Genomic DNA, 26,599 nt, shown 5'->3' with positions numbered 1-26,599 from the left:
GTTGCCGTACGCGAGACCGCCCGCGCCGCTTTCGTGCGCGGGACCGCCCCGCGTCGTTGTCGTACGCGAGCCGTACTCTGGGGCCCATGCAGACCTCGTCGGACCGGCACGAGTACCCCGCCCACTGGGAGGCCGACGTGGTGCTGCGCGACGGCGGCACCGCGCGCATCAGGCCCATCACCGTTGATGACGCCGAGCGCCTGGTCAGCTTCTACGAGCAGGTCTCCGACGAGTCGAAGTACTACCGCTTCTTCGCGCCGTATCCTCGCCTGTCCGCCAAGGACGTCCACCGCTTCACGCACCACGACTTTGTGGACCGGGTGGGACTCGCGGCCACGGTCGGCGGCGAGTTCATCGCCACCGTACGCTACGACCGGATCGATGCCGAGGGCATGCCCGCCTCCTCCCCGGCCGACGAGGCCGAGGTCGCCTTCCTCGTCCAGGACGCCCACCAGGGGCGGGGCGTCGCCTCCGCCCTCCTCGAACACATCGCGGCCGTCGCCCGGGAACGCGACATCCGCCGCTTCGCCGCCGAGGTGCTGCCCGCCAACAGCAAGATGATCAAGGTGTTCACCGACGCCGGGTACCAGCAGCAGCGCAGCTTCGAAGACGGCGTGGTCCGCCTGGAGTTCGATCTGGAGCCCACCGACCGCTCCCTCGCCGTCCAGCGCGCGCGGGAGCAGCGCGCCGAGGCCCGGTCCGTGCGGCGGCTGCTCACCCCCGGCTCCGTCGCCGTCATCGGCGCGGGACGCAGCCCCGGCGGCGTGGGCCGCGGCCTGCTGGCCAACCTCAGGGACGCGGGCTTCACCGGCAGCCTGTACGCGGTGAACAGGGCCGTACAGGAGAAGGAGCTCGACCACGTCCCGGCGTACCGCTCCATCCGCGAGATCGCCGAGCCCGTCGACCTCGCGGTCGTCGCCGTCGCCGCCGAGCACGTCCCCGAGGTCGTCGCCGAGTGCGGCGAGCACGGCGTGCAGGGCCTCGTGGTCGTCTCCGCCGGGTACGCCGAGAGCGGCCCCGCGGGGCGCGAGCGCCAGCGCGCACTGGTGCGCCAGGCCCGGACGTACGGCATGCGCATCATCGGACCCAACGCCTTCGGGATCATCAACACCTCGCCCGACATCAGGCTCAACGCCTCCCTCGCCCCCGAGATGCCGCGCCCCGGACGCATCGGCCTGTTCGCCCAGTCCGGCGCCATCGGGATCGCCCTGCTGTCCCGGCTGCACCGGCGCGGGGGAGGGGTCACCGGCGTCACGGGCGTGTCCACCTTCGTGTCGTCGGGCAACCGCGCGGACGTCTCCGGCAACGACGTGCTCCAGTACTGGTTCGACGACCCGGACACCGACGTCGCCCTCATGTATCTCGAGTCCATCGGCAACCCGCGCAAGTTCACGCGCCTCGCGCGCCGCACGGCCGCGGCCAAACCGCTGGTCGTGGTCCAGGGCGCGCGCCACGGCGGAGCCGCCCCCCAGGGGCACGCCGTCCGGGCCACGCGGCTGCCGCACGCCACCGTGTCCGACCTGCTGCGACAGGCCGGTGTGATCCGCGTGGACACGATCACCGAGCTCGTCGACACGGGCCTGCTGCTGGCCCGCCAGCCCCTGCCCACCGGCCCCCGCGTGGCGATCCTCGGGAACTCGGAGTCGCTGGGCCTGCTGACGTACGACGCCTGTCTCGCCGAGGGGCTCAGCCCCCTGCCCCCGCTGGACCTCACGACCGGGGCCTCGGCGGAGGACTTCCACGCGGCCCTGGCGCGGGCGCTCACGGACGACACCTGCGATGCCGTGGTCGTCACGGCCATACCGGCGGTGGGCGAGACGACCGCCGCCGACGAGGCCCTGGCCGAGGCGCTCCGCTCCGCGGCGGCCGCCGCCCCGGCCAAACCGGTCCTCGTGGTCCACGTGGAGCTGGGCGGACTCGCGGACGCCCTCTCCCGGGCCACCAGCACGGCACCCCACGCGGTACCGCCGTCCGATGAGCGGCCGGCACGCGCGCGCGTGGACGAGGTCCGACCCCCGGAGGACGCCCACCTCATCCCCGCCTACCCCGCCGCCGAGCGTGCCGTCCGGGCCCTCGCCGAAGCCGTGAGGTACGCCCAGTGGCGCCGTGACGCCGCGGACCCCGGGAAGGTGCCCGAGTACGAGGACATCGACGAGAAGGGCGCCGCCGACCAGATCGACACGCTCCTCTCGCGCGGGGAGGGGCTCACACTCGGCTCCGACCAGACGTGCGAGCTCCTCGCCCGGTACGGCATCGCGGTGCGCGAGGCCCGGCCCGCGCCCACACCCGACGAGGCCGCGGCGGCGGCGCGCGCCGTCGGCTACCCCGTGGCCCTGAAGGCCACCGCACCGCACCTGCGTCACCGCGCCGACCTCGGCGGCGTCCGGCTGGACCTGACCGACGAGGAACAACTGCGCCGGGCGTACGCCGAGTTGACCGGTCTCTTCGGCAGGCCCGAGGAGCTGCGGCCCGTCGTGCAGGGCATGGCGCCACGCGGCGTCGACACGGTCGTACGGGCCGTCATCGACCCGGCCGCCGGAGCGGTCGTCTCCTTCGGGCTCGCCGGGGCCGCTTCGCAGCTGCTCGGTGACACCGCGCACCGGCTGATCCCGGTCACCGACCGGGACGCGGCCTCACTGGTCCGGTCGATCCGGACGGCACCCCTCCTGTTCGGCTGGCGGGGCTCGGCGCCTGCCGACGTCGGCGCCCTCGAAGAGCTCCTCCTGCGCGTGTCCCGGCTGGTCGACGACCATCCGGAGGTCGTCGCGGTCTCCCTGGAGCCGGTCGTCGTCGCCCCGCGCGGCCTGAGCGTCCTCGGCGCCACCGTGCGGCTCGCGCGCCCGCCCGCCCGCGACGACCTCGGCCCCCGGACGCTTCCGGTGTACTGATCCGTCCCCGCCCGTCCCGCGACAGTCCACGACAGTCCCGGCAGAGCGGTCCCTCGCAGTCAGTGCGCCCCCGTAGGATGGACGTCATGGCCAAGACCAGTACTTCGACCCAGGGGCTGCGTGCGGCGATCGAGCGCAGCGGCTACTACCCGGCCCTCGTGGCGGAGGCGGTGGAGGCCGCCGTCGGGGGCGACCCCATCCGGTCGTACCTGGTCCATCAGGAGACGACGTTCGACGCCAACGAGGTGCGCCGGCATGTGACCGTGCTCGTCCTCACCGGCAACCGCTTCATCGTGAGCCACACGGACGAGCAGGCCGCGGACAGCACGTCGCCGACGCCGTACGCCACGACGTCCACCGAGTCCGTGAAGCTCGGCCGGATCTCGTCGGTCGTCGTCAGCCGGGTGGTCGCCAACCCGGAGTCGTACGCGCCGGGCACCCTGCCCCGCGAGGTCGTCCTGACCATCGGCTGGGGCGCCGTCTCCCGCATCGACCTGGAGCCCGCGGCCTGCGGCGACCCCAACTGCGAGGCGGACCACGGCTACACGGGCAACTCGACGGCGGACGACCTCAGCCTGCGCGTCAGCGAGGCCGGGGACGGCCCGGAGACGGTGCGCCAGGCCCTCGCCTTCGCGCAGTCCCTCTCCGAGGCGACCGCGGACACCGCCCGCTGATGTCCCACGCCTCCCCGCCCGCCGCCCCGGACTCAGGGCGCTCGGTGCCCGCCCCGTCCGCTCCGCACTGGGACCAGCCGGACGCCCTCGCCGTGAGCTCGGCCCCCGTGCCCGAGTATGGCACCGGCTCGCTGGCCGACCTCCTGCCGACCCTCGCGGCAGGAATGGAGGTCCCCGGCACGACCGCCGCCATAACGGAACTGACCGCGGCCGACCGGAACTGTGTCTTCCTGATCGACGGGCTGGGCTGGCAGCAGCTGAAGGAGCACCCGGACGAGGCCCCCTTCATGACCTCGCTGCTCGCGTCGTCACGGGGCGGCACCGGCCGCGCGATCACCGCGGGCTACCCGGCCACCACCGCGACCTCCCTGACCTCCGTCGGAACGGGCCTGCCCCCGGGCGCACACGGACTGCCCGGCTACACGGTGCGCAACCCGGAGACCGACGAGCTGATGAACCAGCTCCGCTGGATCCCCTGGACCGCCCCGCGCACCTGGCAGCCGTACCCCACGATCTTCCAGCTGGCCGCCGAGGCGGGCGTCCACACCGCCCAGGTCTCCTCCCCGACCTTCCAGACCACGCCGCTCACCCAGGTGGCGCTGAGCGGCGGCACGTTCCACGGCCGGCTCTCCGGCGAGGAGCGCATGGACCTGGCCGCCGAGCAACTGGCCGCCGGAGACCGCTCCCTGGTGTACACGTACTACGCCGAGGTGGACGGCAAGGGCCACCGCTTCGGCATCGACTCCGACGCCTGGCGCGGGCAGTTGATGTACGTCGACCGGCTGGTCCAGCGCCTGGCGGAGCAACTGCCGCCGCGTACCACCCTGTACGTCACCGCCGACCACGGCATGATCGACATCCCGTTCGACGAGCAGCACCGCATCGACTTCGACGAGGACTGGGAACTGCGCGCCGGGGTCGCCCTGTTGGGCGGCGAGGGGCGCGCCCGCCACGTGTACGCGGTGCCGGGTGCCCAGGCGGACGTCCTGACCTGCTGGCGCGAGGTGCTGGGCGAGCAGTTCTGGGTGGCGTCCCGCGACGAGGCCATCGCCGCGGGCTGGTTCGGTCCCGCGGTGGACGAGCGGGTGTACTCCCGCATCGGTGACGTCGTGGCGGCGGCCCGCGACGACGTCCTGATCATCGCGTCCGAGCGGGAACCGAAGGAGTCCGCGATGGTCGGCAACCACGGTTCGATGATGCCCGTGGAGCAGCTGGTCCCGCTCCTGGAAGTACGCACCTGAATCCCGCCGTGCTCCGCCCGGCACCTCCGCCCCGCGCACACACACGCCCCGAACCCATCTGAAAGGTCCTCAACTCCCCATGCCCGAGCTGGTGTTCTTCTCCGGAACGATGGACTGCGGGAAGTCGACGCTGGCTCTCCAGATCGAGCACAACCGCTCGGCACGCGGCCTGACGGGCATGATCTTCACCAGGGACGACCGCGCCGGCGAGGGCAAGCTGTCGTCGCGGCTCGGCCTGGTCACGGACGCGGTGGAGGTCGCGGACGGCCAGGACCTGTACGTCCACCTCGTCGACCACCTCTCCCAGGGCCGCCGCGCGGACTACGTGATCGCGGACGAGGCGCAGTTCCTCGCGCCCGAGCAGATCGACCAGCTGGCACGAGTGGTGGACGACCTGGACATCGACGTCTACGCCTTCGGCATCACCACGGACTTCCGCTCCAAGCTCTTCCCCGGCTCCCAGCGCCTCGTGGAGCTCGCCGACCGGGTGGAGGTCCTCCAGGTCGAGGCCCTGTGCTGGTGCGGCGCCCGCGCAACCCACAACGCCCGCACCATTGGCGGCCACATGGTCGTCGAGGGCGCCCAGGTCGTCGTCGGTGACGTCAACCAGCCGGACATCGGCTACGAGGTCCTCTGCCGCCGCCACCACCGCCGTCGTATGACGGCGGTGGCGGCGCGTGCGAGCGCGTTGTCACCGGACGTGCTCCCGGTCGAGACGGCCTGACCTCCGGCGAATCGATCCGCCTCCCCTCGGCGACCCGGCCAGGCCACCGCTCAGCGGTCCGTGTGGACCATGGAGAACACCGCGCCTTCCGGGTCCACGACCGTGGCCACACGGCCGTGCGGTGTGTCCCGGGCGGGTCTGAGGAGATGCCCCCCGAGGTCGGTGACGCGGACGACCGCCTCGTCGGTGTCGGCGACCTCGAAGGAGGTCAGCCAATGGGCCCCCCGGTCGCGGGGGAGTGCCCTGCCGACGCCGTGGATGCCGGCGACCGGCCGGCCCTCGACACGCAGGGTCACGTAGTCGGCGTCGCCGGAGGCGAGTGGTTCCTCCTCGTAGCCGAAGACGCTCTCGTAGAACTTGGCGACGCCGACCGTGTCGCGGGTGAAGAGTTCGTTCCAGGCGGGCGTGCCGGGAACCCCCGTGACGGTGGTGCCGGGATGGACCGCGGCCTGCCAGATCCCGAAGACGGCGCCCGAGGGGTCCGAGGCGACGGCCAGGCGGCCCGCGTCGGCGGCGTCCAGAGGGCCCACGCCGACCGTGCCGCCGCAGTGCCGCACCATCTCGGCGGTCAGGTCCACGTCGGTCGAGGCGAGGTAGGGCGTCCACGCGATGGGCAGATGGCGGTCGGGTGGCAGCTCACCGATCCCCGCCACGTCGTGTCCGTCGAGCAGAGCCCTTACGTACGGGCCCAGTTGCCGTGGGCCCGGCCGGAACTCCCAGCCGAACAGAGCCCCGTAGAAGTCCTGGGTGGCGGTCAACCCGTGCACCATCAGACTCACCCAGCATGGTGTGCCGGGCGGGTACGCCTGCCCGCTCAGGCCGGCCGAACCCCGCGCCTCGGTCATCACTCACTCTCTCCTCGGCCCCTCGCGGCGACCGTGTCACGGCCGCTCACCGTACGTGCGTACCGCGTTCACGCGCGTGCACGTCCCGTGCTGATGCTCGCACCACCCGTGCACCGAACGGCCCAGCCGCGCCGCCGTGATGCGGCGAATCGCACGGAACTGCGGGGAAGGATGCCCGAATTACCGCTTCCCGTCCGTTTACGTGCCATTGCCGTGTGGTGTCCTGTGGATGTACAGCATGTGCCCGATCCCGTACGCCTCGTGATCGGGTCCGTTCGGCGGAGGAGAGTAGCCGGACCCGGGCGATGCGGCCACCCCGTGCGCGAGGATGGGGTGCATGAACGCCATCATTTCCCCAGCCGAACTCACGAGTGAGCTCGCGGGCCCGACCCCGCCGGTCCTCCTCGACGTCCGCTGGCAGCTGGGTGGTCCGAACCTGCGGCCCGAGTACGACAGGGCCCACATCCCGGGCGCCGTCTTCGTCGACCTGGACTCCGAACTCGCAGGTCCCGCGGGTGCAAGCGGGCGGCATCCGCTGCCCGACACGGAGGTCTTCGGCGCGACGATGCGGGAGGCCGGGGTCTCGGCGGACCGGGACGTCGTCGTGTACGACGGCGGACTCGGCTGGGCGGCGGCCCGCGCGTGGTGGCTGTTGCGCTTCACGGGACACCCGTCGGTACGCGTCCTCGATGGCGGGCTGGCGGCCTGGGACGGCCCGTTGACGGATCGGGTCACGGAGCCCGTTAGGGGAACCTTCACACCGGCTCCGGGCGCCCTGCCGCTGCTGGACGCCGACGGTGCCGCCGCGCTCGCCCGTACAGGGCTGCTCCTCGACGCGCGGGCGGCCGAGCGGTACCGCGGTGACGTCGAGCCCATCGATCCGGTCGCCGGACACATCCCGGGCGCGGTCTCGGCACCCACCACGGAAAATGTGGCCGAATCCGGTCGCTTCGTGCCCGCCGCCGAACTCGCCGACCGCTTCAAGGCCCTGGGCACCTCAGGTGCCTCCGAGGTCGGTGTCTACTGCGGGTCGGGCGTCTCCGGCGCCCACGAGGTCCTCGCGCTGGCCGTCGCGGGCATCCCGGCCGCCCTGTACGTCGGCTCGTGGTCGGAGTGGAGCCACGACGGCAACCGTCCGGTGGCGACGGGTGCGGACCCCCAGTGACGTGCGGGAGCGTCCGGTGACGTCCGTCGGCGCCCACTGACGCCGGACACGGCGTGGGGCCCGCATCTGAACGATGCGGGCCCCACGGACGTACCTGTGACCAGTCGACTGGTCCTGCTTCCTTCACCGTGCTTCTTCTGGTCCTGCTTCCTCTAGTCCGTGTTCAGCCGTCTAGTCCTTGTTCTTGCGCCTCGTACCGAACACGATCTCGTCCCAGCTCGGCACCGCCGCGCGTCGGCCCGGGCGGACGCCGTCCGCCTCGGCCTGGCGGTCGGTGGCGCCGACCAGGCGCTCGCGATGGCTGGCCACCGCGCGCGGCATGAGCACGTCCGCGTACGCGGAGCCGGCCGAGGCCGCGGGAGCCGGGGGCTCCTCCGCCTCGGGTTCCTGCTCGGGCTCCTCCTGCGGCGTGTCCGCAGGGCGCTCGGGCACCACCAGGTCGCCCCGGTAGCTGGGCACGGCCTCCAGGATGCTGGTGAGCGAGTCGCGCTCGTCCGTGCTCTCCTCGGCGGGCTCGGACGCCTGGGCGGGCAGCATGGGCCGTTCGGCCGGGCGGTCCAGGGGGCGGTCCCGCGGCAGCCGGGCGATCCGCGGCACGAACGGGAAGCTCGGCTCGGCCGTCCCGAGGTCGTCGGACTCACCGATCAGCGAGCGCGCCTCGTCGTCGACGGCCTGGACGAGCCGCCGGGGCGGGTCGTACGTCCAGATCGCCGAGTGCGGCTCACCCGCGACCCGGTAAACGAGCAGCACCTCCCAGGTGCCGTCGTCGCGGCGCCAGGAGTCCCACTGGACGGTGTCCTTCTCGGCGCCGCGCAGGAGCAGCCGTTCCTGGACGGCCTCGCCGAGCTGGGGGCCCGCCGAGTTCTCGCCGGGACGCCGGACCGGAGTCTTCCTGGCGCGCTCGGCCATGAAGGCGCGCTCGGCGAGCACGGGACCCTCGAAGCGGCGTACGCGGTCGACGGGGATGCCCGCGAGCTGCGCGACCTCCTCGGCCGACGCACCCGCACGTATACGCGCCTGGATGTCACGGGGGCGGAGATGGCTCTCCACCTCGATCTCGATCTGGCCGAGGCGCGGACGGTCGCCGCGCACCGCGGCGCGCAGTCGTTCGTCGATCGGGAGCGTGTACTCCGTTGCGTCGGCAGCCTTCAGCACCAGCCGTGTGCCGTCATTTGAGACGGCCACGACACGCAGTTCGGGCATGGGGACCTCCCGGGTGGTGCCTGCCGACGTCACGTGCGTCGCTGCTTCCGCTAGTCGAGTGTGGCCTGCCCGGGTGCAGCCTGCCACAACCTTGCCGAGTTGCCCGGCGTGTCGGGCGTGGGCCCTGGGTCGCCGTTATGGCACGGTTATCTTTTCGCAACGCTAAGTGACGAACTTCATCACCCTGTGCAACGATCCCCCTCCCGGCGGTCCTCTAAGGCCCCGGACACCCTGGCGGGAGTCCGGATCCAGGGCTCGCAACAGTACTCCATTCGGGCCACTTGCGTGGATCGGCACGCCGCCCAACTTCTCACAGGGGGTGGGAGTTGGCTGAGCGAAGCGCCGTTTTTGTGACCATGGGGCTCGGCGTACCGTGTGAAATCTGCGGAAACGGGACGAATTGCCTCGCTCGTGCGTCCCGTTCTCGTACGGCCGGGCGGGCGGAGGGATGAGAGGGGCGACTAGGAGCCCAACACCCTCCGCAGGTAGTCGTTCTGGAAGCGGCGATCGGGATCGAGCCGGTCACGCAGCGCGGTGAACTCACCGAAACGGGGGTAGACGCCGGAGAAGTAGTCGGCGTCGCGCGTGTGCACCTTGCCCCAGTGCGGGCGTCCCTCGTGCGCCGTGAAGATCCGCTCGGCCGCGGTGAAGTACCCCTGATAGGGGGTGCCCTTGAACATGTGGACGGCGACGTACGCGCTGTCGCGGCCCGACGCCGTGGAGAGCGTGATGTCGTCGGCCGGCGCCGTGCGGACCTCCACGGGGAAGCTGACGCGCAGCGGCGAGCGGTCGACCATCGCCTTCAGTTCACGCAGTGTGTCCACCAGCGCCTCGCGCGGCACCGCGTACTCCATCTCCACGAAGCGCACCCGGCGCGGAGACGTGAAGACCTTGTAGGGAATGTCGGTGTAGGTGCGTGCGGACAGGGCGCGGCTGGAGATCTGGGCGATCGCGGGGATGCTGGCGGGAGCGGCCCGGCCGACCCACTGGGCCACCTGGAAAACGCCGTTGGAGAGGAACTCGTCCTCGAACCAGCCGTTGAGCTGGGGGACGGGCTTCTCGGGGCCCGCGCTGCGGTTGTTGCGCTTGGTGTTGGTGTTGCCGGTGTGCGGGAACCAGTAGAACTCGAAGTGCTCGTTCTCGGCCCAGAGTTGGTCGAACTCGGCGAGGACTCTGTCGAAGGCCATCGGTTCCTCGCGGGCCGTCAGCAGGAAGACGGGCTCCACCGCGAACGTGATCGCGGTGACGATGCCCAGCGCGCCGATGCCTATTCGGGCGGCTGCGAAGACCGCGCGTTCTTCATCGGTCCCCTTCTCCGAGCAGGTGAGGAGCGAGCCGTCGGCGGTGACCAGCTCAAGTCCCTTGATCTGCGCGGCGATGGAGGCCGACTCGCGGCCGGTGCCGTGCGTGCCGGTGCTGGTCGCGCCCGACACCGTCTGCTCCATGATGTCGCCCATGTTCGTGAGCGACAGTCCCTCGCGGGCGAGAGCCACATTGAGTCGCTTGAGCGGGGTGCCGGCCTCGACGGTGACTGTCATGACATCACGGTCGATCTTGCGTATGCCGGTCAACAGTTGAGGGCGGATCAACACGCCGTCGGTCGCGGCGGCCGCCGTGAAGGAGTGCCCGGTGCCGACGGCCTTCACCCTCAGCCCGTCCTCGGCGGCCTCGCGTACGGCCGCGGACAGTTCCTCCACCGAAGCGGGCGTGACCTCCCGGACCGGCCGGGCGGTGACGTTCCCGGCCCAGTTACGCCACACTCCGCTCCTCCTGCTCGTCGTCCCGCTCGCTGTGCTGCTCATGGGCTCCTCCCCGCTGCGCAGCCGGCCTGCGCAGCCGGCGGTACCCCAGGAAACCGACCGTGACCGCGGCGACCCCGGACACCGCCGGAACCCCGTACCCGGCGTCCGCGCCGGCGGCGTCGATCACCCAGCCGGACACGGAGGCGCCCAGCGCGACCCCGACCGCGAGGCCGGTGCTCACCCAGGTCATGCCCTCGGTCAGTTGCGCGCGTGGTACGTGCTCTTCGATGAGGGACATCGTCGTGATCATCGTGGGTGCGATGGACAGGCCCGCGACGAAGAGCGCCACGGCCAGAAACGGCAAGTTTCCGACCAGTAGGAGGGGGATCATACTCACGGCCATGGCGCATACGCCCAGCAGCCACCGGCGTTCCGGGGCTCCCGCGAAGCGCATGAGCCCGAAGACGACCCCCGCGACGCAGGATCCCGCCGCGTACACGGCGAGGACGAGGCTCGCGGCGGCCTTGTGGCCCTGTTCCTCGGCGAAGGCCACGGTGACCACGTCGACGGCTCCGAAGATCGCCCCGGTCGCCACGAAGGTGCCCACCATGACCCTCAGCCCGGGCGAGCGCAGCGCCGACCGTCCGCCGCCGCCGTGATGCTCGCGCGGGTGCGGTGCGGGCTCGGTGGCGCGCTGCGCCGTCAGCGAGAAGACGCCGACCCCGAGGAAGACGGCGGCGAGCAGCGGCCCGGCCTCCGGGAACCAGGCCGTGGACAGTCCGATGGAGATGATCGGCCCGAAGATGAAGCAGATCTCGTCCACCACGGACTCGAAGGAGTACGCGGTGTGCAGATGCGGGGTGCCCCGGTACAGGGCCGCCCAGCGCGCGCGGACCATCGCACCCACGCTCGGCGTGCAGCCGACGCCCGCCGAGCAGACGTACAGCACCCAGTCCGGCCACCCGTAATGGGTGGCGAACAGCAGCCCGGCCGCCGCGGTCAGCGTGAGGAGTGCCGCCGGGCGCAGCACCCGGCGCTGCCCGTACTGGTCCACCAGACGCGAGACCTGCGGGCCGGCCACGGCGGCGGACAGGGCGATGGTCGCCGACAGCGCGCCCGCGAGCCCGTACCGGCCGGTGATCTGGGAGATCATCGTGACCACGCCGATGCCCATCATCGACACCGTCATCCGCCCGAGGAACCCCGCGGCGGAGAAGCCCTTGCTGCCCGGGGCGGCGAACAGGGCGCGGTAGGGGCTCGGCACGGGGGTCTCCGGGATTCTGCCGTGGGGCCGGGGCGTCGGAATCTGACGATCCGGTAAGGCGCGAACGCAACCGACACAGCTTACGGGCAGAGGTGATCCTCACGCACCCGAATATGCGGCCCGACCATGGGCCGGGATCTCCGCCGTCACCCGTGGGTGGCAGGATCGGAGACATGCCCGACGCACGCGACGCCACCCCCTACGACGCCCTGTTGCTCCTCTCGTTCGGAGGACCCGAGGGCCCGGACGACGTGGTCCCCTTCCTGGAGAACGTGACACGGGGACGCGGCATCCCCAAGGAGCGCCTCAAGGAAGTGGGGCAGCACTACTTCCTGTTCGGTGGGGTCAGCCCCATCAACGACCAGAACAGAGCACTGCTCGACGCCCTCCGCAAGGACTTCGCCGAGCACGGCCTGGACCTGCCGGTCTACTGGGGCAACCGCAACTGGGCGCCGTACCTGACGGACACCCTGCGCGAGATGGTCAACGACGGCCGCCGCCGCATCCTGGTCCTCGCCACGAGCGCGTACGCCTCGTACTCGGGCTGCCGTCAGTACCGCGAGAACCTCGCCGACGCGCTCGCCGCCCTGGAGGCCGAGGGTCTGGAGCTGCCGAAGGTCGACAAGCTGCGGCACTACTTCAACCACCCCGGCTTCCTGGAGCCCATGATCGACGGCCTCCTGGAATCCCTCGCCGATCTCCCCGAGGACGTACGTGACGGCGCCCACATCGCCTTCTCGACGCACTCCATCCCGACCGCGTCCGCGGACACCTCCGGCCCGGTCGAGGACCACGGGGACGGCGGCGCGTACGTCGAGGAGCACCTGGACACCGCCCGGCTGATCGCCGACGCCGTGCGCGAGCGGACCGGCGTCGACCACCCCTGGCAGCTGGTCTACCAGTCGCGTTCCGGGGCACCGCACATCCCGTGGCTGGAGCCCGACATCTGCGACCACCTGGAGGAGCTGCACGGCGCCGGGGTGCCGGCCGTCGTGATGGCCCCCATCGGGTTCGTCTCGGACCACATGGAGGTCCTGTACGACCTCGACACGGAGGCCAGGGCCAAGGCCGAGGAGCTGGGCCTGCCCGTGCGCCGCTCGGCCACCGTGGGCGCGGACCCGCGGTTCGCCGCCGCGGTCCGCGACCTCGTCCTGGAGCGCGCCGCGACCGAGCGGGGCACGGACGTGACCCCGTGTGCCCTCGGGGCCCTCGGCCCGAGCCACCATCTCTGCCCGGTGGGCTGCTGCCCGGCCCGCGCCCCCCGTCCCGCCGCCGCGGGCGCCGACAGCCCGTACGCGTGAGGAGCATCGTGACCGACCAGTCAGAGCAGCGGGACCCCCTCCGGACGGAGCTGCTGGAGGTCGCGCTCGACGCGGCCACCCGCGCGGGCGCCTTCCTGCGCGACGGCCGACCCGAGGACCTCGGCGTGACCGCCACCAAGAGCAGCGCCACCGACGTCGTCACCGAGATGGACATCGCCTCCGAGAAGCTGATCACCGGCCTGCTGGCCGAGCGCAGGCCGGACGACGGCGTGGTGGGCGAGGAGGGGGCCAGTTCCGAGGGCAGCAGCGGCGTCCAGTGGGTGATCGACCCGCTCGACGGCACCGTCAACTACCTGTACGGCCTGCCCAGCTGGGCGGTGTCCATCGCGGCCCGCCTGCACGGCGAGACGGTCGTCGGCGTGGTCCACGCCCCGCTGCGGGGCGAGACCTTCCGGGCCGTCCTGGGGGAGGGGGCGTACCTGAACGACCGCCCCGCGCGCGTGCGGCCCGCCGCCGCCCTGGAGGCGGCCCTCCTGGGCACCGGCTTCGGCTACCGGGCCGACCGCCGGGCCAGGCAGGCCGAGGTGCTCCGCGAGCTGCTCCCGCAGGTGCGCGACATCCGGCGCGGGGGCTCGGCCGCGATCGACCTGTGCGACGTGGCCGTGGGCCGCATGGACGGGTTCTTCGAGCGCGGACTGAACCCCTGGGACTACGCGGCGGGCGACCTCATCGCCCGGGAGGCGGGCGCCCTGACCGGTGGCCGGCCGGGAGAGCCCCTCTCGCCGGACCTGACCGTCGTCGCCCCGCCCGGTCTCTTCGAGCCCCTCCAGGCCCGCCTGGACGCACTGGGAGCCTGGCACGACTGACGGGCCCACGGCGCGGCGCGCGGCAACACCAAGCGGGGCCCCGGCACTGGATCGATGCCGGGGCCCCGCTCGGGCGAGCTGATCAGACGCGTGACGCGCCGACCTCCACACCGTGTTCGGCAGCGAGGCGGTGCAGGTCGTCGAGCTCGCCCTGCTCGACCTCCACGAGGAAGTCGTCGCCCGTCTCGCGAGCCCGCGTCAGGTCGGACTCGGTTGCCCTTATGCGCTGCAGAAGTCCTGCGGTGAAAGCGTCCATGCTGCGCCCCCTCGTCCTGGGTCGTGGGTCGATGGCACGGGGGTGTGCCGTTCGGAAGGGGCGATCACGTCTCCTGTGGATGCCCAGCGCTGCCCGTGCTGGGCGGCGACGGTGCCGGACACCCACGCCCGCTCTGCGGAAAGCGGATCGTGACGTACCACATGGTTGTGCGGCACAAGCAGAGTGTGATCGCGGGGTGTAAAGCCGTCCTCCCCCCGCGCCGTTCCGGGGAAACCTCAACCGAACGAGATTTTCTCGCTTCCCTCGACCCCCGGCCCCTCACGGGTGGCCCCGCCCGTGACTTACTGCCGACTTATGGCCGAAAAGGGCAGGATGGAGGTCACACACCCACGAAGACCCTGCCCGCGTGCGCCGAGAGGCCGCTACGCGGGTGGACAGAGGAAGGACAAGCGACGTGCGCGTACTCGTCGTCGAGGACGAGCAGCTGCTCGCCGATGCGGTGGCCACCGGACTGCGCCGGGAGGCCATGGCCGTCGACGTCGTGTACGACGGTGCGGCCGCCCTGGAACGCATCGGCGTCAACGACTACGACGTGGTCGTCCTCGACCGCGACCTGCCGCTCGTGCACGGCGACGACGTCTGCCGCAAGATCGTCGAGCTCGGCATGCCCACGCGCGTGCTGATGCTCACCGCCTCCGGCGACGTCAGCGACCGTGTCGAGGGCCTGGAGATAGGCGCCGACGACTATCTCCCCAAGCCGTTCGCGTTCAGCGAGCTCACCGCGCGCGTGCGCGCCCTGGGGCGCCGGACGAGCGTGCCACTGCCACCCGTCCTGGAGCGCGCCGGCATCAAGCTCGACCCCAACCGCCGTGAGGTCTTCCGCGACGGCAAGGAGATCCAGCTCGCGCCCAAGGAGTTCGCCGTCCTGGAGGTGCTGATGCGCAGCGAGGGTGCCGTCGTCTCCGCCGAGCAGCTCCTGGAGAAGGCCTGGGACGAGAACACGGACCCGTTCACCAACGTCGTGCGCGTCACCGTGATGACCCTGCGCCGCAAGCTCGGCGAGCCCCCGGTCATCGTCACCGTGCCCGGCTCCGGTTACCGGATCTGATCCCGATGGCCACGACACCCGCTCCGCCCAAGGCGCCCCCGAAGCCCACCTGGGACCCGAGAGGGCCGGAGCCGCCGTTCCCCTGGCTGCGCCCGACCATCCGCATAAGGCTCACGCTGCTGTACGGCGGCATGTTCCTGATCGCGGGGATCCTGCTGCTGTCGATCATCTATCTGCTGGCGGCCCAGGCCATCCACGAGGGCAGCGGCCAGTCGTTCCAGATCTCCGGCAGCGGCGTCGAGATCCGCAGCGACACCTGCCCGGAACTGAACGACGCGACGACCGACGACCAGCGCAACGCCGCGCTCAAGGCGTGCAACGACGCCCTGAAGCAGCACGCCCTGGACGGTCTGCTCAGCCGCTCCCTGCTGACCCTGCTGGGCCTCGCCGTGATCGCCTTCGCCTTCGGCTACGCGATGGCGGGCCGGGTGCTCACACCGCTCGGCCGGATCACCCGCACCGCGCGCGCGGTGGCGGGCTCCGACCTGTCGCGGCGGATCGAGCTGGACGGCCCGGACGACGAGCTCAAGGAACTGGCGGACACCCTCGACGACATGCTCGAACGCCTGGAGAGAGCCTTCACGGCCCAGCAGCGGTTCGTCGGGAACGCCTCGCACGAGCTGAGAACCCCGCTCGCGATCAACCGCACGCTCCTGGAGGTGCATCTGTCCGATCCGGGTGCCCCCGCGGAGCTCCAGCAACTCGGCAGGACGCTGCTGGCCACCAACGAACGCAGCGAACAGCTCGTCGAGGGCCTGCTGCTGCTCGCCCGCAGCGACAACCAGATCGTCGAGCGCAAGCCCGTGGACCTGGCGGAGGTCGCCTCACAGGCCATCGACCAGGTGCACGCCGAGGCGGAGGCCAAGGGCGTGGAGATCCGCGGCGAGCGTGCTCCGGCGGTCGTCCAGGGCAATGGCGTCCTGCTGGAGCGGATCGCCCTGAACCTCGTCCAGAACGCCGTCCGGTACAACGTGCAGGAAGGCGGCTGGGTGGAGGTGACGACGGAGTTCCAGCACGGTCAGGCGGTCCTGGTGGTCACGAACACCGGGCCCGTGGTCCCCGCGTACGAGATCGACAACCTTTTCGAGCCCTTCCGGCGGCTGCGTACCGAGCGCACCGGGAGCGACAAGGGCGTTGGCCTCGGCCTGTCGATCGTCCGCTCGGTGGCCCGCGCGCACGGCGGCCACATCGCCGCCCGGCCGCGCGAGGGAGGGGGGCTCGTGATGCGGGTCACTCTGCCGACGTGAGAGGCGTGTGGCCGCATGGGCTCAGGAGGCACGAGAATCCGGCCGACCTGAGGTGCGGGAAACCGTGAGGATCTGAGATCATGCCGCCGACACACGACCGTGTTCGCTTTGCGCGGAATTTTCCCTGCGCGCAACAGTGAAGATCGTGTGTGATCGATCACAGGGGCGAATTTCCAGCCATATACTCTCCGTGATCATGCGGACTGTCGGAAAGCCGGGAAAATCCGGGTTTTCGGTAGTCTTGATCACGGGAAGTACACGGTGAGACGCCTTTGAAGTGCGCCCTTCGGACCGTGTACGGTCCCGTTCGCCATCCAAGCCGATCACTCTTGAGGGGTCTGGTTGGGTGTCGATTGAGTAACAGACCTTGATGTGAGGCAAAATCTCCGCCTCGGGTCGGGCACAAGTCCGGCCTCTCACGCGTTACGTGCGCTGGAGACACCTAGACACCCAGAGGGGGAGAGCGACAATGGCAACGGATTACGACACCCCACGCAAGACCGACGACGACGTCGACTCGGACAGCTTGGAAGAACTCAAGGCCCGGAGGAACGACAAGTCGACCTCAGCGGTGGACGTCGACGAGTTCGAGGCCGCCGAAGGCCTCGAGCTGCCGGGCGCCGACCTCTCGAACGAGGAGTTGGCCGTCCGGGTGCTGCCGAAGCAGCAGGACGAGTTCACCTGCATGAGTTGCTTCCTGGTGCACCACCGCAGCCAGCTGGCCCGCGAGAAGAACGGCCAGCCGATCTGCCGCGACTGCGACTGAGGCCGGGTCGGCCGTGACTGGCTCGACCCCACCTTGGAAGCGCCGCTTCCGCAAGGGAGCGGACGAAGGGCCGCAGGACGGCTCTCACGGCGTGCGTGACGACGGGCGGGGCTCCTCCGAACCCGGAGCGGCCTCGCTCGACGGTACGTCTGGTACGGCGTCGGGGGGCGCCCAGGACGCGAACACAGCGGACGCGCAGCCGGGCCTTCCGGTCCCGGCGGACTCTCCGGCGCCGGTCGCCAGGCGCCGCACGGCGGTCGTCGCGGGCGCGGTCGCGCAGGGCGTCAAGGCCGGCGCCCGCAAGGGCGGCAGCCGGGCCAGGGCGGCCCTGGCGCAGCTCGCCGACCGCATCATCGACATAGCGCCGCGGATTCCCGTGCGGGACCTCGCGACCCTGCGCAGGCAGTTCCCCGGCCTCGGGCCGGAGGAGATCGCGGACAAGCTCGTCGCCGGCGCGGCCAACGCCTCGTCCACGGTGGGTGCCGGGATCGGGGCCGCCGCGATGCTGCCGGTGCCGCCCGCGATGCCCACGGAACTGGCCGCCGAGATCACCGGGGTCGCCGCGATCGAGCTGAAGCTGATCGCCGAGCTCCACGAGGTGTACGGCGTACGACCGCCGGGGAACCTGAAGCAGCGCAGTACCGCCTACCTGAGCTCCTGGTCCGGAGAGCGCGGGATCGACGTGGCCAAGCCGGCGACGATCAACGCCGCGCTGGGCAGCCAGATGAAGCGGGAGCTGCGCCAGCAGATCATGAAGCGCACCGTGCGCAATCTGCCCAACCTGATGCCGTTCATGGTGGGAGCGGCCGTCGGGGCCGTCATGAACCGCCGCGACACCAAGCACCTCGCCGAGCGCATCCGCAAGGACCTGCGCAGACTCCAGGTCCCGTGGGGCGCGCTGCCCGAACTGCCGCCGCTGGAGAAGCCGGCCGATCCGCTGCAGGTGGGAGAGATCCCCAAGGAGCTCGGCCCCTGACGGCGGATCCACCCCGCGGCCGGACCACGACGACTACGCACGACTGCCTGGAACGGCTCTGTGCCCGCGCAGAGGCCCGCGTGAGGCGCCGCCGCACGAGAACCCCGGGCGTACCGCCCTCGGCGCCCTACGCCCTGGCGCGAGCCGTTTCCAGGGCCGCTGACAGGCGTTCGGGCTCCCTTGTCGAGAGGTACACATACGGCGTGGGGTCGGCCGGGTCGGTGACCGGGATGCGCAGAGCCGTGGGGATGTAGGCGCGCAGGAGCATGAAGGCGCGCGTATCGGCCTTGTACGTGCGCCAGGCGCGAGCCTCCTCCGGGTCCAGGATCTCGGCGTCGCCGAGTGCGCTCACCGGGATCTTCGCCTCGCCCGCGACGAGGGCGCCGCCGACCACGCGGATGCGGACCGAGCCGTACGAACTGGCGACGACCGCGGCGACCGCCGTGCCCCCGACCAGCCCGCCCAGCAGCGGAAGCGTGCCGAAGGGCAGCAGGATCAGGGCCATGGCCACGCCGACCAGGAAACAGATCAGCCACCAGGTGCGGGGCGCGGTGAGACGTTCTTCGTACGGCGACGCGGAGGGCTGCATGGCGACAAGCTTGGCACGGTGCCCGACTCGTGGGTGCTGCCAGGTGGGGCGGGCGGCCCGCATGAAGCGCCGCCGGGTAAGGCGATGGTGAGAGACGGGCGGCTGGGCGCGGCCCGTGCGGGGTGCTCTCGGGCAGGGCGCCGGTTCGGGGCGGACGGGCGGGTAAGGTCTGCGGCTGTGAGTGGTAGTTCCGCAGCCCTGAAGCCGCCGGCCGACGCTTCGGCGCCCGTGCGGCACCCCGACGCACCCGCCCCCGGCGAGCTGCTCGGGGCACACTACGACCAGTGCTTCGGGTGCGGGGGCGAGCAGCCGCACGGGCTGCTCCTGGAGGCCAGGGCCGGCGAGGGCGTTTCGCTGACCGCCGAGTTCACCGTGCAGCCCGCCCATCAGGGCGCCCCGGGCCTCGCCCACGGCGGTGTGCTGGCGAGCGCGCTCGACGAGACCCTCGGCTCGCTCAACTGGCTGCTGCGCACCATCGCCGTGACCGGGCGGCTCGAGACGGACTTCGTGCGGCCCGTGCCCGTCGGCACCGCGCTGCACCTCCGGGCCCGGGTCGTCGCCGTGGCCGGGCGGAAGATCTACTCGACCGCCACCGGGCGCATCGGCGGCCCCGACGGCCCCGTCGCCGTCCGCGCCGACGCGCTCTTCATCGAGGTGAACGTCGACCACTTCGTCGACAACGGGCGCCCGGAGGAGATCCGGGCCGCCATGGACGATCCGGACCAGGTACGGCGTGCCCGCGCCTTCGAGGTGAACCCGTGAGCCGTACACCTGTGAACGTGCTGATCCGGCGCATCGACCCGGAGGTTCCGCTTCCGGAGTACGCGCACCCCGGTGACGCGGGCGCGGATCTGCGCACCACCGAGGCCCGCGCACTGGGGCCCGGAGAGCGGGCTGTTCTGCCCACGGGGGTGTCGATCGCCCTCCCCGAGGGGTACGCGGCCTTCGTGCACGCCCGTTCCGGTCTCGCGGCCCGCTGCGGTGTCGCCCTCGTGAATGCCCCGGGGACGGTTGATGCCGGGTACCGTGGGGAGATCAAGGTGATCGTGGTGAATCTCGACCCGCACGAGCCGGTGCGGTTCGAGCGCTTCGACCGGATTGCCCAACTGGTCGTCCAGCAGGTCGAGAAGGTGCGCTTCCAGGAGGTGGCGGAGCTTCCCGACTCGGCTCGGGCCGAGGGGGGCTTCGGGTCCACCGGCGGTCATGCCGCAGTGGGCGGACCATGGGCGGCCACGGGTGGGAATCGATACGCTTCGGTCGTATCCGACCGGGAAGGACAGTGACGTGTTCGGACGTCGCAAGAAGAAGGGTGCCGCCGAGGACGCGGCCGGCGAGGCCGAGCAGGTCGTCGACAGCGTCGACACTGAGGCGGACGAGGAAGGCGAGCGCGAGCGCGTACGGCTGGAGCCCGAGCCGCGCCCCGACGGACCCTGGGACGGCTCCGAGGTGCGCGAGCCCGGCGAGGGCCGCGTCGACCTGGGCGGCATCTTCGTGCCCGGGGTCGACGGCATGGAGCTGCGGGTCGAGGTCGCGGGCGACGCGATCGTCGCGGCGACCGTCGTGCTGCGCGACAGCGCCGTGCAGCTGCAGGCCTTCGCCGCGCCCAAGCGCGAGGGCATCTGGGGCGAGGTGCGCGAGGAGATCGCCACCGGTATCACCCAGCAGGGCGGTGTCATCGACGAGGTCGAGGGCCCGCTGGGCTGGGAGTTGCGGGCCCAGGTGCCGGTGCAGCTGCCGGACGGGACGGGCGGCTTCCAGGTCGTCCGGTTCATCGGTGTGGACGGGCCGCGCTGGTTCCTGCGGGGTGTGATCTCCGGCCGGGGCGCGGTGGAGCCGGGGACCGCGGGTCTGCTGGAGCAGATCTTCCGGGACACGGTCGTCGTCCGCGGTGAGGGCCCGATGGCCCCGCGCGACCCGATCGTCCTGAAGCTGCCCAACGACGCGCAGATGGTCCCCGAGGGCGTCCAGCAGGAGGAGCAGGGCTCCCGCTTCGCCGGCGGCATGGGCCAGCTGCAGCGCGGACCGGAGATCACAGAGGTCCGCTAGCCGCAGACGCCGAGTGGCTTGGGCCGTACCCCGACAGGTACGGCCCATTGTCATGTCCGGGCTCTCGATGGCTCCGGGAGACCGAACGCGTGGGAGGGGGCCGGAGAGCAGGGGAGGGGGCCGGAGAGCGCGGGATGCGGCCGGAAGGCGCGGGTCGAACCATTGATCGACGCGTGGCCGGTGACCATACTGGTCGTTCGGTCGACGGGGAGGGCTGGGGGCCATGGGGGACACGATGGTGCGCGTCGAGAACGTGCACCGCTCGTACGGGAGCGGCGCGGCCGCCGTGCACGCGCTGCGCGGCGTCTCCTTCGACGTGCCGCGCGGTGAGCTCGTCGCGCTCAAGGGCCGTTCCGGATCGGGGAAGACCACCCTGCTGAACCTCGTCGGCGGGCTCGACGAGCCCGACGGCGGGCGGATCACCGTCGACGGGCTCGACCTGTCCGGACTGGGCGAGAACGGGCTGCTGGAGCTGCGCAGGGACCACGTCGGCTTCGTGTTCCAGTCCTTCGGGCTGATCCCCATCCTCACGGCCGCCGAGAACGTGGGCGTGCCCCTGCGACTGCGCCGGACCGAGCCCGCAGAGCGGGAGGAACGCGTCGAACTGCTGCTCTCCCTCGTGGGTCTCGCCGACCACGCCGAGCAGCGGCCCGGCGAGCTGTCGGGCGGCCAGCAGCAGCGTGTGGCCATCGCCCGCGCGCTCGCCAACAACCCCTCGCTCCTCATCGCCGACGAGCCCACCGGTCAGCTCGACGCCGAGACCGGCCACGCCGTCATGGAGCTGTTGCGCGCCGTCGTCCGCAGCGAGCGGGTCACCGCGCTGGTCGCCACGCACGACGCGACGCTGCTCGACCTCGCCGACCGGGTCATGGAACTGCGGGACGGGGAGATCGTGGAGCACTGAGGGCTCGGCGGCTCCGGTCACCACGAGCCCCCGCCTTCGCCACACTTCCTGGTCATCGCCGCGTCAGAGTTGCGTCAAAGACCGTTCACGGCCCGACGGGGACCCCCTTTGTCGTGATTGTTGGCCGTAAGGTCGACGCTGCGTGCACAGCTGTGACGGGAAGACAATGAGGCCATGGGACGCGGCAAGCTTCGGATCTACCTCGGTGCGGCACCGGGCGTAGGCAAGACGTACGCCATGCTCTCCGAGGCGCACCGACGCGTGGAGCGCGGCACCGACTGCGTGGTCGCCTTCGTGGAGCACCACGACCGGCCCCGCACCGAGGTGATGCTGCACGGCCTGGAGCAGGTGCCGAGACGGGAGCTGGCCCACCGGGGCGCCCTCTTCACCGAGATGGACGTCGACGCCGTCCTGCGGCGCGCCCCGGCCGTCGCCCTGGTCGACGAGCTCGCCCACACCAACGTCCCCGGCTCCCGCAACGACAAGCGCTGGCAGGACGTCGAGGAACTGCTCGCGGCCGGTATCGACGTGGTCTCGACCGTCAACATCCAGCACCTGGAGTCCCTCGGTGACGTCGTCGAGTCGATAACCGGCGTACGGCAGCGCGAGACCCTCCCCGACGAGGTGGTGCGACGGGCCGACCAGATCGAACTCGTCGACATGTCCCCGCAGGCGCTGCGCCGTCGCATGGCGCACGGCAACATCTACAAGCCGGACAAGGTCGACGCTGCCCTGTCGAACTACTTCCGGCCGGGCAACCTCACGGCGCTGCGCGAGCTGGCGCTGCTGTGGGTGGCCGACCGGGTGGACGAGTACCTGACCGAGTACCGCAGCGAGCACCGGGTGTCGGCGATCTGGGGTTCGCGCGAGCGGATCGTGGTGGGGCTCACCGGCGGGCCGGAGGGGCGGACGCTGATCCGCCGGGCCGCGCGGCTGGCCGAGAAGGGGGCCGGCGGTGAGGTGATGGCCGTCTACATCGCCAGCAGCGACGGCCTGACCTCCGCCTCACCCAAGGAACTCGCCGTCCAGCGCACCCTCGTCGAGGACCTCGGCGGCACCTTCCACCACGTGGTCGGGGACGACGTCCCGATGGCGCTGCTGGACTTCGCGCGCGGGGTCAACGCCACCCAGATAGTGCTCGGGGTGTCGCGGCGCAAGAGCTGGCAGTACGTCTTCGGACCCGGAGTGGGAGCCACCGTCGCCCGGGACTCCGGACCCGACCTGGACGTCCACCTGATCACGCACGACGAGGCGGGCAAGGGACGCGGGCTCCCCGTCTCGCGGGGGGCGCGCCTGGGCCGGGCCAGGATCCTCGCGGGCTGGCTGGTCGGTGTGCTCGGCCCGGTGCTCCTCGCGCTGCTGCTCAACACCGTCGACCTCGGCCTCGCCAACGACATGCTGCTCTTCCTGGCGCTGACCGTGGCGGCCGCGCTCCTCGGCGGTCTCTACCCGGCCCTCGCCTCGGCGGCGTTCGGCTCACTGCTGCTGAACTACTACTACACGCCGCCCCTGCACCGGCTGACCATCGCCGACCCCAAGCACATCGTCGCCCTCGCGATCTTCGTCGGTGTCGCCGTGTCGGTCGCCTCCGTCGTCGACCTGGCGGCCCGCCGCACCCATCAGGCCGCCCGGCTGCGCGCCGAGTCCGAGATCCTCTCGTTCCTCGCGGGCAGCGTGCTGCGGGGCGAGACCAGTCTTCAGGCGCTGCTGGAACGCGTCCGGGAGACCTTCGGGATGGACTCGGTGGCCCTGCTGGAGCGCGAGAGCGACGTCGCGCCGTGGACCTGCGCGGGCAGCGTGGGCGGTGGACGGCCGGTCGAGCGTCCGGAGGACGCCGACGTGGACATGCCGGTGGGCGACCACATGGCGCTCGCGCTGTCCGGGCGCGTCCTGCCCGCGTCCGACCGCCGGGTGCTCGCCGCGTTCGCCGCGCAGGCCGCCGTCGTACTGGACCGTCAGCGGCTCCGGCACGAGGCCGAGCAGGCCCGCGCGCTGGCCGAGGGCAACCGCATCCGCACCGCGCTGCTGGCCGCCGTCAGCCACGACCTGCGCACCCCGCTGGCCGCGATCAAGGCCGCCGTGTCCTCCCTGCGCTCCGACGACGTGGCGTGGTCGGAGGAGGACCAGGCCGAGCTGCTCGAAGGCATCGAGGACGGTGCCGACCGGCTCGACCACCTCGTGGGCAACCTCCTCGACATGTCCCGCCTGCAGACCGGCACCGTCACGCCGCTGATCCGGGAGATCGACCTCGACGAGGTGGTGCCGATGGCGCTCGGCGGGGTGCCCGAGGGCAGTGTGGAGCTGGACGTCCCCGAGAGCCTGCCCATGGTCGCCGTGGACGCCGGACTGCTGGAGCGGGCGGTCGCCAACCTCGTCGAGAACGCCGTGAAGTACAGCCCGCCCGGTGTGCGCGTCCTGGTGGCCGCGAGCGCGCTCGCGGACCGCGTGGAGCTCCGCGTGGTCGACCGCGGGCCGGGCGTCCCCGACGACGCCAAGGACCGCATCTTCGAGCCGTTCCAGCGCTATGGCGACGCCCCGCGCGGCGCGGGCGTCGGCCTGGGCCTCGCCGTGGCGCGTGGTTTCACCGAGGCGATGGACGGCACGCTGAACGCCGAGGACACCCCCGGCGGCGGACTCACCATGGTGCTCACCCTCCGGGCCGTGGACACGCTCCACGCCCCCGACCGACTCGCAGAACTCGCAGAACCGGAAAGGCAGGCTTCATGAGCCCGGCTGAGGGGACTCCCCAGAGCCCCACGAGGGTGCTCGTGGTCGACGACGAACCGCAGATCGTGCGCGCCCTCGTGATCAACCTGAAGGCACGCGGATACGAGGCCGACGCGGCCCACGACGGCGCCACCGCGCTCCGCATCGCCGCCGCCCGCCACCCCGACGTCGTCGTCCTGGACCTCGGCCTGCCCGACATGGACGGCGTCGAGGTGATCAAGGGGCTGCGCGGCTGGACCCGTGTGCCGATCCTGGTCCTGTCCGCCCGTCACTCCTCCGACGAGAAGGTCGAGGCGCTCGACGCGGGCGCCGACGACTACGTGACCAAGCCCTTCGGCATGGACGAGCTCCTCGCCCGCCTCCGCGCCGCCGTCCGCCGGGCCGAGCCCACCGGGGGCGGCGGGGACGACGTGCTGGTGGACACGGGGGAGTTCACCGTCGACCTCGCCGCGAAGAAGGTCAACAGAGGCGGCAGGGACGTACGCCTGACCCCCACGGAATGGCATCTGCTGGAGGTCCTGGTCCGCAACACCGGCCGCCTGGTGAGCCAGAAGCAGCTCCTGCAGGAGGTGTGGGGGCCGTCGTACGGAACGGAGTCGAACTACCTCCGGGTCTACATGGCCCAGCTCAGACGGAAACTGGAGGCGGACCCCTCGCACCCGAAGCACTTCGTCACGGAGCCGGGGATGGGGTACCGGTTCGAGAAGTGAGCGGGTGTCGGCCGGGGGTCCGGGGGTTGGCCCCGGGGGGATGCGGTACTCGAAAGCGCACACGCGAACGTGCGGGTTCATACCGTGTCGGTGGCCCCCGGTAGGCTTTCGGGTATGAGTGCTGTTCCTCGCTCCGAAAAGCCGGTGGGCCGTTTCCGGCGCATGCTCGACCGGCTCTCCTCGTCCCAGGAGGACCTGGAGTCCGAGGAGCTGCGCGAGGACGCCGCCGACACGGAGGGCTGTACGCGCATCTGTGACTGTCACGACCGACAGATAGTGACGGTTACTGGTACCTTGCGCACGGTCACGCTGCGTCCGCGGGCCGGAGTCCCGGCCCTGGAGGCCGAGCTGTTCGACGGTTCGGCCGCCCTGGACGTGGTGTGGCTCGGCAGGCGCTCCATCGTCGGGATAGAGCCGGGGCGCAAGCTGATCGCATCCGGCCGGATCTCGATGAGCCGGGGCCGTAGGGTGCTGTTCAATCCGAAGTACGAACTGAGACCGCTCGGACGGGAGTAGCCGGTGACGTCGCTCGACAAGCCGACCGAAGACGCCCAGCAGGATTCGAGGGCGGTGACGGAGGCCGCGCTGTTCGAGGCGTTCGGTGGCGTCCGTGGCATGGTCGAGACGGTCGTGCCCGGCCTGCTCTTCGTCACGATCTACACGATCAACAAGGACCTGCACTCGGCGGCCATCGCGGCCCTCGCCGTCTCCCTGTTGCTCGTCGTGGTCCGGCTGGTGAAGAGGGACACCATGAAGCACGCCTTCAGCGGCGTCTTCGGTGTCGCCTTCGGCGTGGTCTTCGCGATGATGACCGGCAACGCCAAGGACTTCTACCTGCCGGGCATGCTCTACACGCTGGGCCTGGCCCTCGCGTACATCATCACGACGCTCGCGGGTGTGCCGCTGCTCGGTCTGATCCTCGGCCCGGTCTTCAAGGAGAACCTCTCCTGGCGCACGCGTAACCCCGGCCGCAAGAAGGCGTACGCGAAGGCCAGTTGGGCCTGGGGACTGATCCTGCTCGCCAAGTGCGCGATCCTGTTCCCGCTGTACTGGTGGGCGGACACGACGCAGCTCGGCTGGGTGCTGGTCGCGTTGAAGATCCCGCCGTTCCTGCTGGCCGTGTGGCTCACCTGGGTGTTCCTGGCGAAGGCGCCCGCGCCGATCGACGTGTTCGCGGAGATGGAGGCGGAGGAGCGCGCGGCGGAGGAGCGGAAGGCTGCTGCGGCCTCCGGCGAGTAGGCGCGCCCCGGGTGGGGGCGCCGTCCCTGGGGGCTGCGCCCCCAGACCCCGCTGTCGGCCTGAACGGCCTCGTCCTCAAACGCCGGACGGGCTAAAAATGAGGGGGCGCCCCGGGATATCCCGGCGCCCCCACATCTCGTATACCCCCCGCTCAGCACGTCGCGTCCACGCGCCCCACCGACACCAGGTCCAACAA

The 26,599-nt window shown here is 71.6% G+C and carries 25 protein-coding genes; 19 read left to right on the top strand and 6 right to left on the bottom strand.

What is annotated here, in order from left to right; all coding sequences use genetic code 11:
* Positions 1-86: 86 nt before the first annotated feature.
* From AB0959_RS47435 to AB0959_RS47420, 4 genes are all read left to right on the top strand, one after another.
* Positions 87-2,888: a GNAT family N-acetyltransferase gene (locus tag AB0959_RS47435; protein WP_366833163.1), complete on the top strand. Its 2,802-nt coding sequence runs from the start codon at positions 87-89 to the stop codon at positions 2,886-2,888.
* An 86-nt stretch (positions 2,889-2,974) separates the two neighbouring features.
* On the top strand, positions 2,975-3,562 hold the full coding sequence (locus tag AB0959_RS47430) for a DUF5998 family protein (protein ID WP_366833162.1): 588 nt from the start codon (positions 2,975-2,977) through the stop codon (positions 3,560-3,562).
* The gene (locus AB0959_RS47425; protein WP_366833161.1) at positions 3,562-4,803 is read left to right on the top strand and encodes a nucleotide pyrophosphatase/phosphodiesterase family protein; all 1,242 of its coding nucleotides are present in this window, start codon (positions 3,562-3,564) and stop codon (positions 4,801-4,803) included. Before AB0959_RS47430 ends, AB0959_RS47425 begins: the two co-directional genes overlap by 1 nt.
* A gap of 79 nt (positions 4,804-4,882) precedes the next feature.
* The gene (locus AB0959_RS47420) at positions 4,883-5,527 is read left to right on the top strand and encodes a thymidine kinase (RefSeq protein WP_366833160.1); all 645 of its coding nucleotides are present in this window, start codon (positions 4,883-4,885) and stop codon (positions 5,525-5,527) included.
* 50 nt (positions 5,528-5,577) lie between these two features.
* Here the strand turns inward: AB0959_RS47420 and AB0959_RS47415 are convergent, their stop codons facing one another.
* Complete coding sequence (locus AB0959_RS47415; RefSeq protein WP_366833159.1) at positions 5,578-6,372, bottom strand: VOC family protein; 795 nt, start codon at positions 6,370-6,372, stop codon at positions 5,578-5,580.
* 337 nt (positions 6,373-6,709) lie between these two features.
* On the opposite strand from AB0959_RS47415, the gene AB0959_RS47410 reads away from it, so the two are divergent.
* Positions 6,710-7,537 (top strand): sulfurtransferase, encoded by an 828-nt coding sequence (locus AB0959_RS47410; RefSeq protein ID WP_366833158.1) that lies wholly within the window; start codon positions 6,710-6,712, stop codon positions 7,535-7,537.
* Positions 7,538-7,708: 171 nt separating this feature from the next.
* On the opposite strand, the gene sepH is transcribed toward AB0959_RS47410, so the two are convergent.
* The 3 genes from sepH to AB0959_RS47395 form a co-directional block, all read right to left on the bottom strand.
* Entirely contained in the window at positions 7,709-8,740 is a 1,032-nt protein-coding gene (gene sepH, locus AB0959_RS47405; protein WP_366833157.1) for a septation protein SepH, read from the bottom strand.
* Positions 8,741-9,201: 461 nt separating this feature from the next.
* Positions 9,202-10,542 (bottom strand): D-arabinono-1,4-lactone oxidase, encoded by a 1,341-nt coding sequence (locus tag AB0959_RS47400; RefSeq protein WP_366833156.1) that lies wholly within the window; start codon positions 10,540-10,542, stop codon positions 9,202-9,204.
* Positions 10,490-11,746, bottom strand: a complete 1,257-nt coding sequence (locus tag AB0959_RS47395; RefSeq protein WP_366833154.1) for an MFS transporter — start codon at positions 11,744-11,746, stop codon at positions 10,490-10,492. The genes AB0959_RS47400 and AB0959_RS47395 overlap by 53 nt, the downstream gene beginning before the upstream one ends.
* A gap of 173 nt (positions 11,747-11,919) precedes the next feature.
* Here AB0959_RS47395 and AB0959_RS47390 point away from each other — a divergent pair, with 173 nt between their 5' ends.
* Together AB0959_RS47390 and AB0959_RS47385 are read left to right on the top strand one after the other, a co-directional pair.
* A complete protein-coding gene (locus tag AB0959_RS47390) occupies positions 11,920-13,047 on the top strand; it encodes a ferrochelatase (RefSeq protein WP_366833152.1) in 1,128 nt (375 codons plus the stop codon).
* Between the two features lie 8 nt (positions 13,048-13,055).
* On the top strand, positions 13,056-13,874 hold the full coding sequence (locus tag AB0959_RS47385) for an inositol monophosphatase family protein (RefSeq protein WP_366833151.1): 819 nt from the start codon (positions 13,056-13,058) through the stop codon (positions 13,872-13,874).
* Between the two features lie 82 nt (positions 13,875-13,956).
* On the opposite strand, the gene AB0959_RS47380 is transcribed toward AB0959_RS47385, so the two are convergent.
* Entirely contained in the window at positions 13,957-14,130 is a 174-nt protein-coding gene (locus tag AB0959_RS47380) for a hypothetical protein (RefSeq protein ID WP_366833150.1), read from the bottom strand.
* A gap of 415 nt (positions 14,131-14,545) precedes the next feature.
* Between AB0959_RS47380 and AB0959_RS47375 the strand changes: the two genes are divergently transcribed.
* From AB0959_RS47375 to AB0959_RS47360, 4 genes are all read left to right on the top strand, one after another.
* Positions 14,546-15,199: a response regulator transcription factor gene (locus AB0959_RS47375; protein ID WP_181662400.1), complete on the top strand. Its 654-nt coding sequence runs from the start codon at positions 14,546-14,548 to the stop codon at positions 15,197-15,199.
* Positions 15,200-15,204: 5 nt separating this feature from the next.
* On the top strand, positions 15,205-16,446 hold the full coding sequence (locus AB0959_RS47370) for a HAMP domain-containing sensor histidine kinase (protein ID WP_366833149.1): 1,242 nt from the start codon (positions 15,205-15,207) through the stop codon (positions 16,444-16,446).
* 469 nt (positions 16,447-16,915) lie between these two features.
* Complete coding sequence (locus AB0959_RS47365; RefSeq protein WP_005481602.1) at positions 16,916-17,212, top strand: DUF4193 domain-containing protein; 297 nt, start codon at positions 16,916-16,918, stop codon at positions 17,210-17,212.
* Positions 17,213-17,225: 13 nt separating this feature from the next.
* Complete coding sequence (locus AB0959_RS47360; protein ID WP_366833148.1) at positions 17,226-18,188, top strand: hypothetical protein; 963 nt, start codon at positions 17,226-17,228, stop codon at positions 18,186-18,188.
* A gap of 127 nt (positions 18,189-18,315) precedes the next feature.
* On the opposite strand, the gene AB0959_RS47355 is transcribed toward AB0959_RS47360, so the two are convergent.
* Complete coding sequence (locus AB0959_RS47355; RefSeq protein WP_366833147.1) at positions 18,316-18,777, bottom strand: DUF3093 domain-containing protein; 462 nt, start codon at positions 18,775-18,777, stop codon at positions 18,316-18,318.
* Positions 18,778-18,954: 177 nt separating this feature from the next.
* Between AB0959_RS47355 and AB0959_RS47350 the strand changes: the two genes are divergently transcribed.
* From AB0959_RS47350 to AB0959_RS47315, 8 genes are all read left to right on the top strand, one after another.
* Positions 18,955-19,539: a PaaI family thioesterase gene (locus AB0959_RS47350; protein WP_366833146.1), complete on the top strand. Its 585-nt coding sequence runs from the start codon at positions 18,955-18,957 to the stop codon at positions 19,537-19,539.
* Positions 19,536-20,060, top strand: a complete 525-nt coding sequence (gene dut, locus AB0959_RS47345) for a dUTP diphosphatase (protein ID WP_366833145.1) — start codon at positions 19,536-19,538, stop codon at positions 20,058-20,060. Before AB0959_RS47350 ends, dut begins: the two co-directional genes overlap by 4 nt.
* A gap of 1 nt (position 20,061) precedes the next feature.
* The gene (locus AB0959_RS47340) at positions 20,062-20,823 is read left to right on the top strand and encodes a DUF3710 domain-containing protein (RefSeq protein WP_366833144.1); all 762 of its coding nucleotides are present in this window, start codon (positions 20,062-20,064) and stop codon (positions 20,821-20,823) included.
* Between the two features lie 223 nt (positions 20,824-21,046).
* Positions 21,047-21,727: an ABC transporter ATP-binding protein gene (locus AB0959_RS47335; protein WP_366833143.1), complete on the top strand. Its 681-nt coding sequence runs from the start codon at positions 21,047-21,049 to the stop codon at positions 21,725-21,727.
* A 174-nt stretch (positions 21,728-21,901) separates the two neighbouring features.
* Entirely contained in the window at positions 21,902-24,454 is a 2,553-nt protein-coding gene (locus AB0959_RS47330) for a sensor histidine kinase KdpD (RefSeq protein ID WP_366833142.1), read from the top strand.
* Complete coding sequence (locus tag AB0959_RS47325; protein WP_366833141.1) at positions 24,451-25,164, top strand: response regulator; 714 nt, start codon at positions 24,451-24,453, stop codon at positions 25,162-25,164. Before AB0959_RS47330 ends, AB0959_RS47325 begins: the two co-directional genes overlap by 4 nt.
* A 114-nt stretch (positions 25,165-25,278) precedes the next feature.
* Positions 25,279-25,680 (top strand): OB-fold nucleic acid binding domain-containing protein, encoded by a 402-nt coding sequence (locus tag AB0959_RS47320; RefSeq protein WP_152777055.1) that lies wholly within the window; start codon positions 25,279-25,281, stop codon positions 25,678-25,680.
* A gap of 3 nt (positions 25,681-25,683) precedes the next feature.
* Positions 25,684-26,403: a DUF3159 domain-containing protein gene (locus AB0959_RS47315; protein ID WP_366833140.1), complete on the top strand. Its 720-nt coding sequence runs from the start codon at positions 25,684-25,686 to the stop codon at positions 26,401-26,403.
* Positions 26,404-26,599 lie beyond the last annotated feature (196 nt).

This window comes from Streptomyces sp. NPDC046862, from assembly GCF_040704615.1.
GTDB lineage: Bacteria > Actinomycetota > Actinomycetes > Streptomycetales > Streptomycetaceae > Streptomyces.
This window is presented reverse-complemented; position numbering and strand designations above follow the sequence as displayed.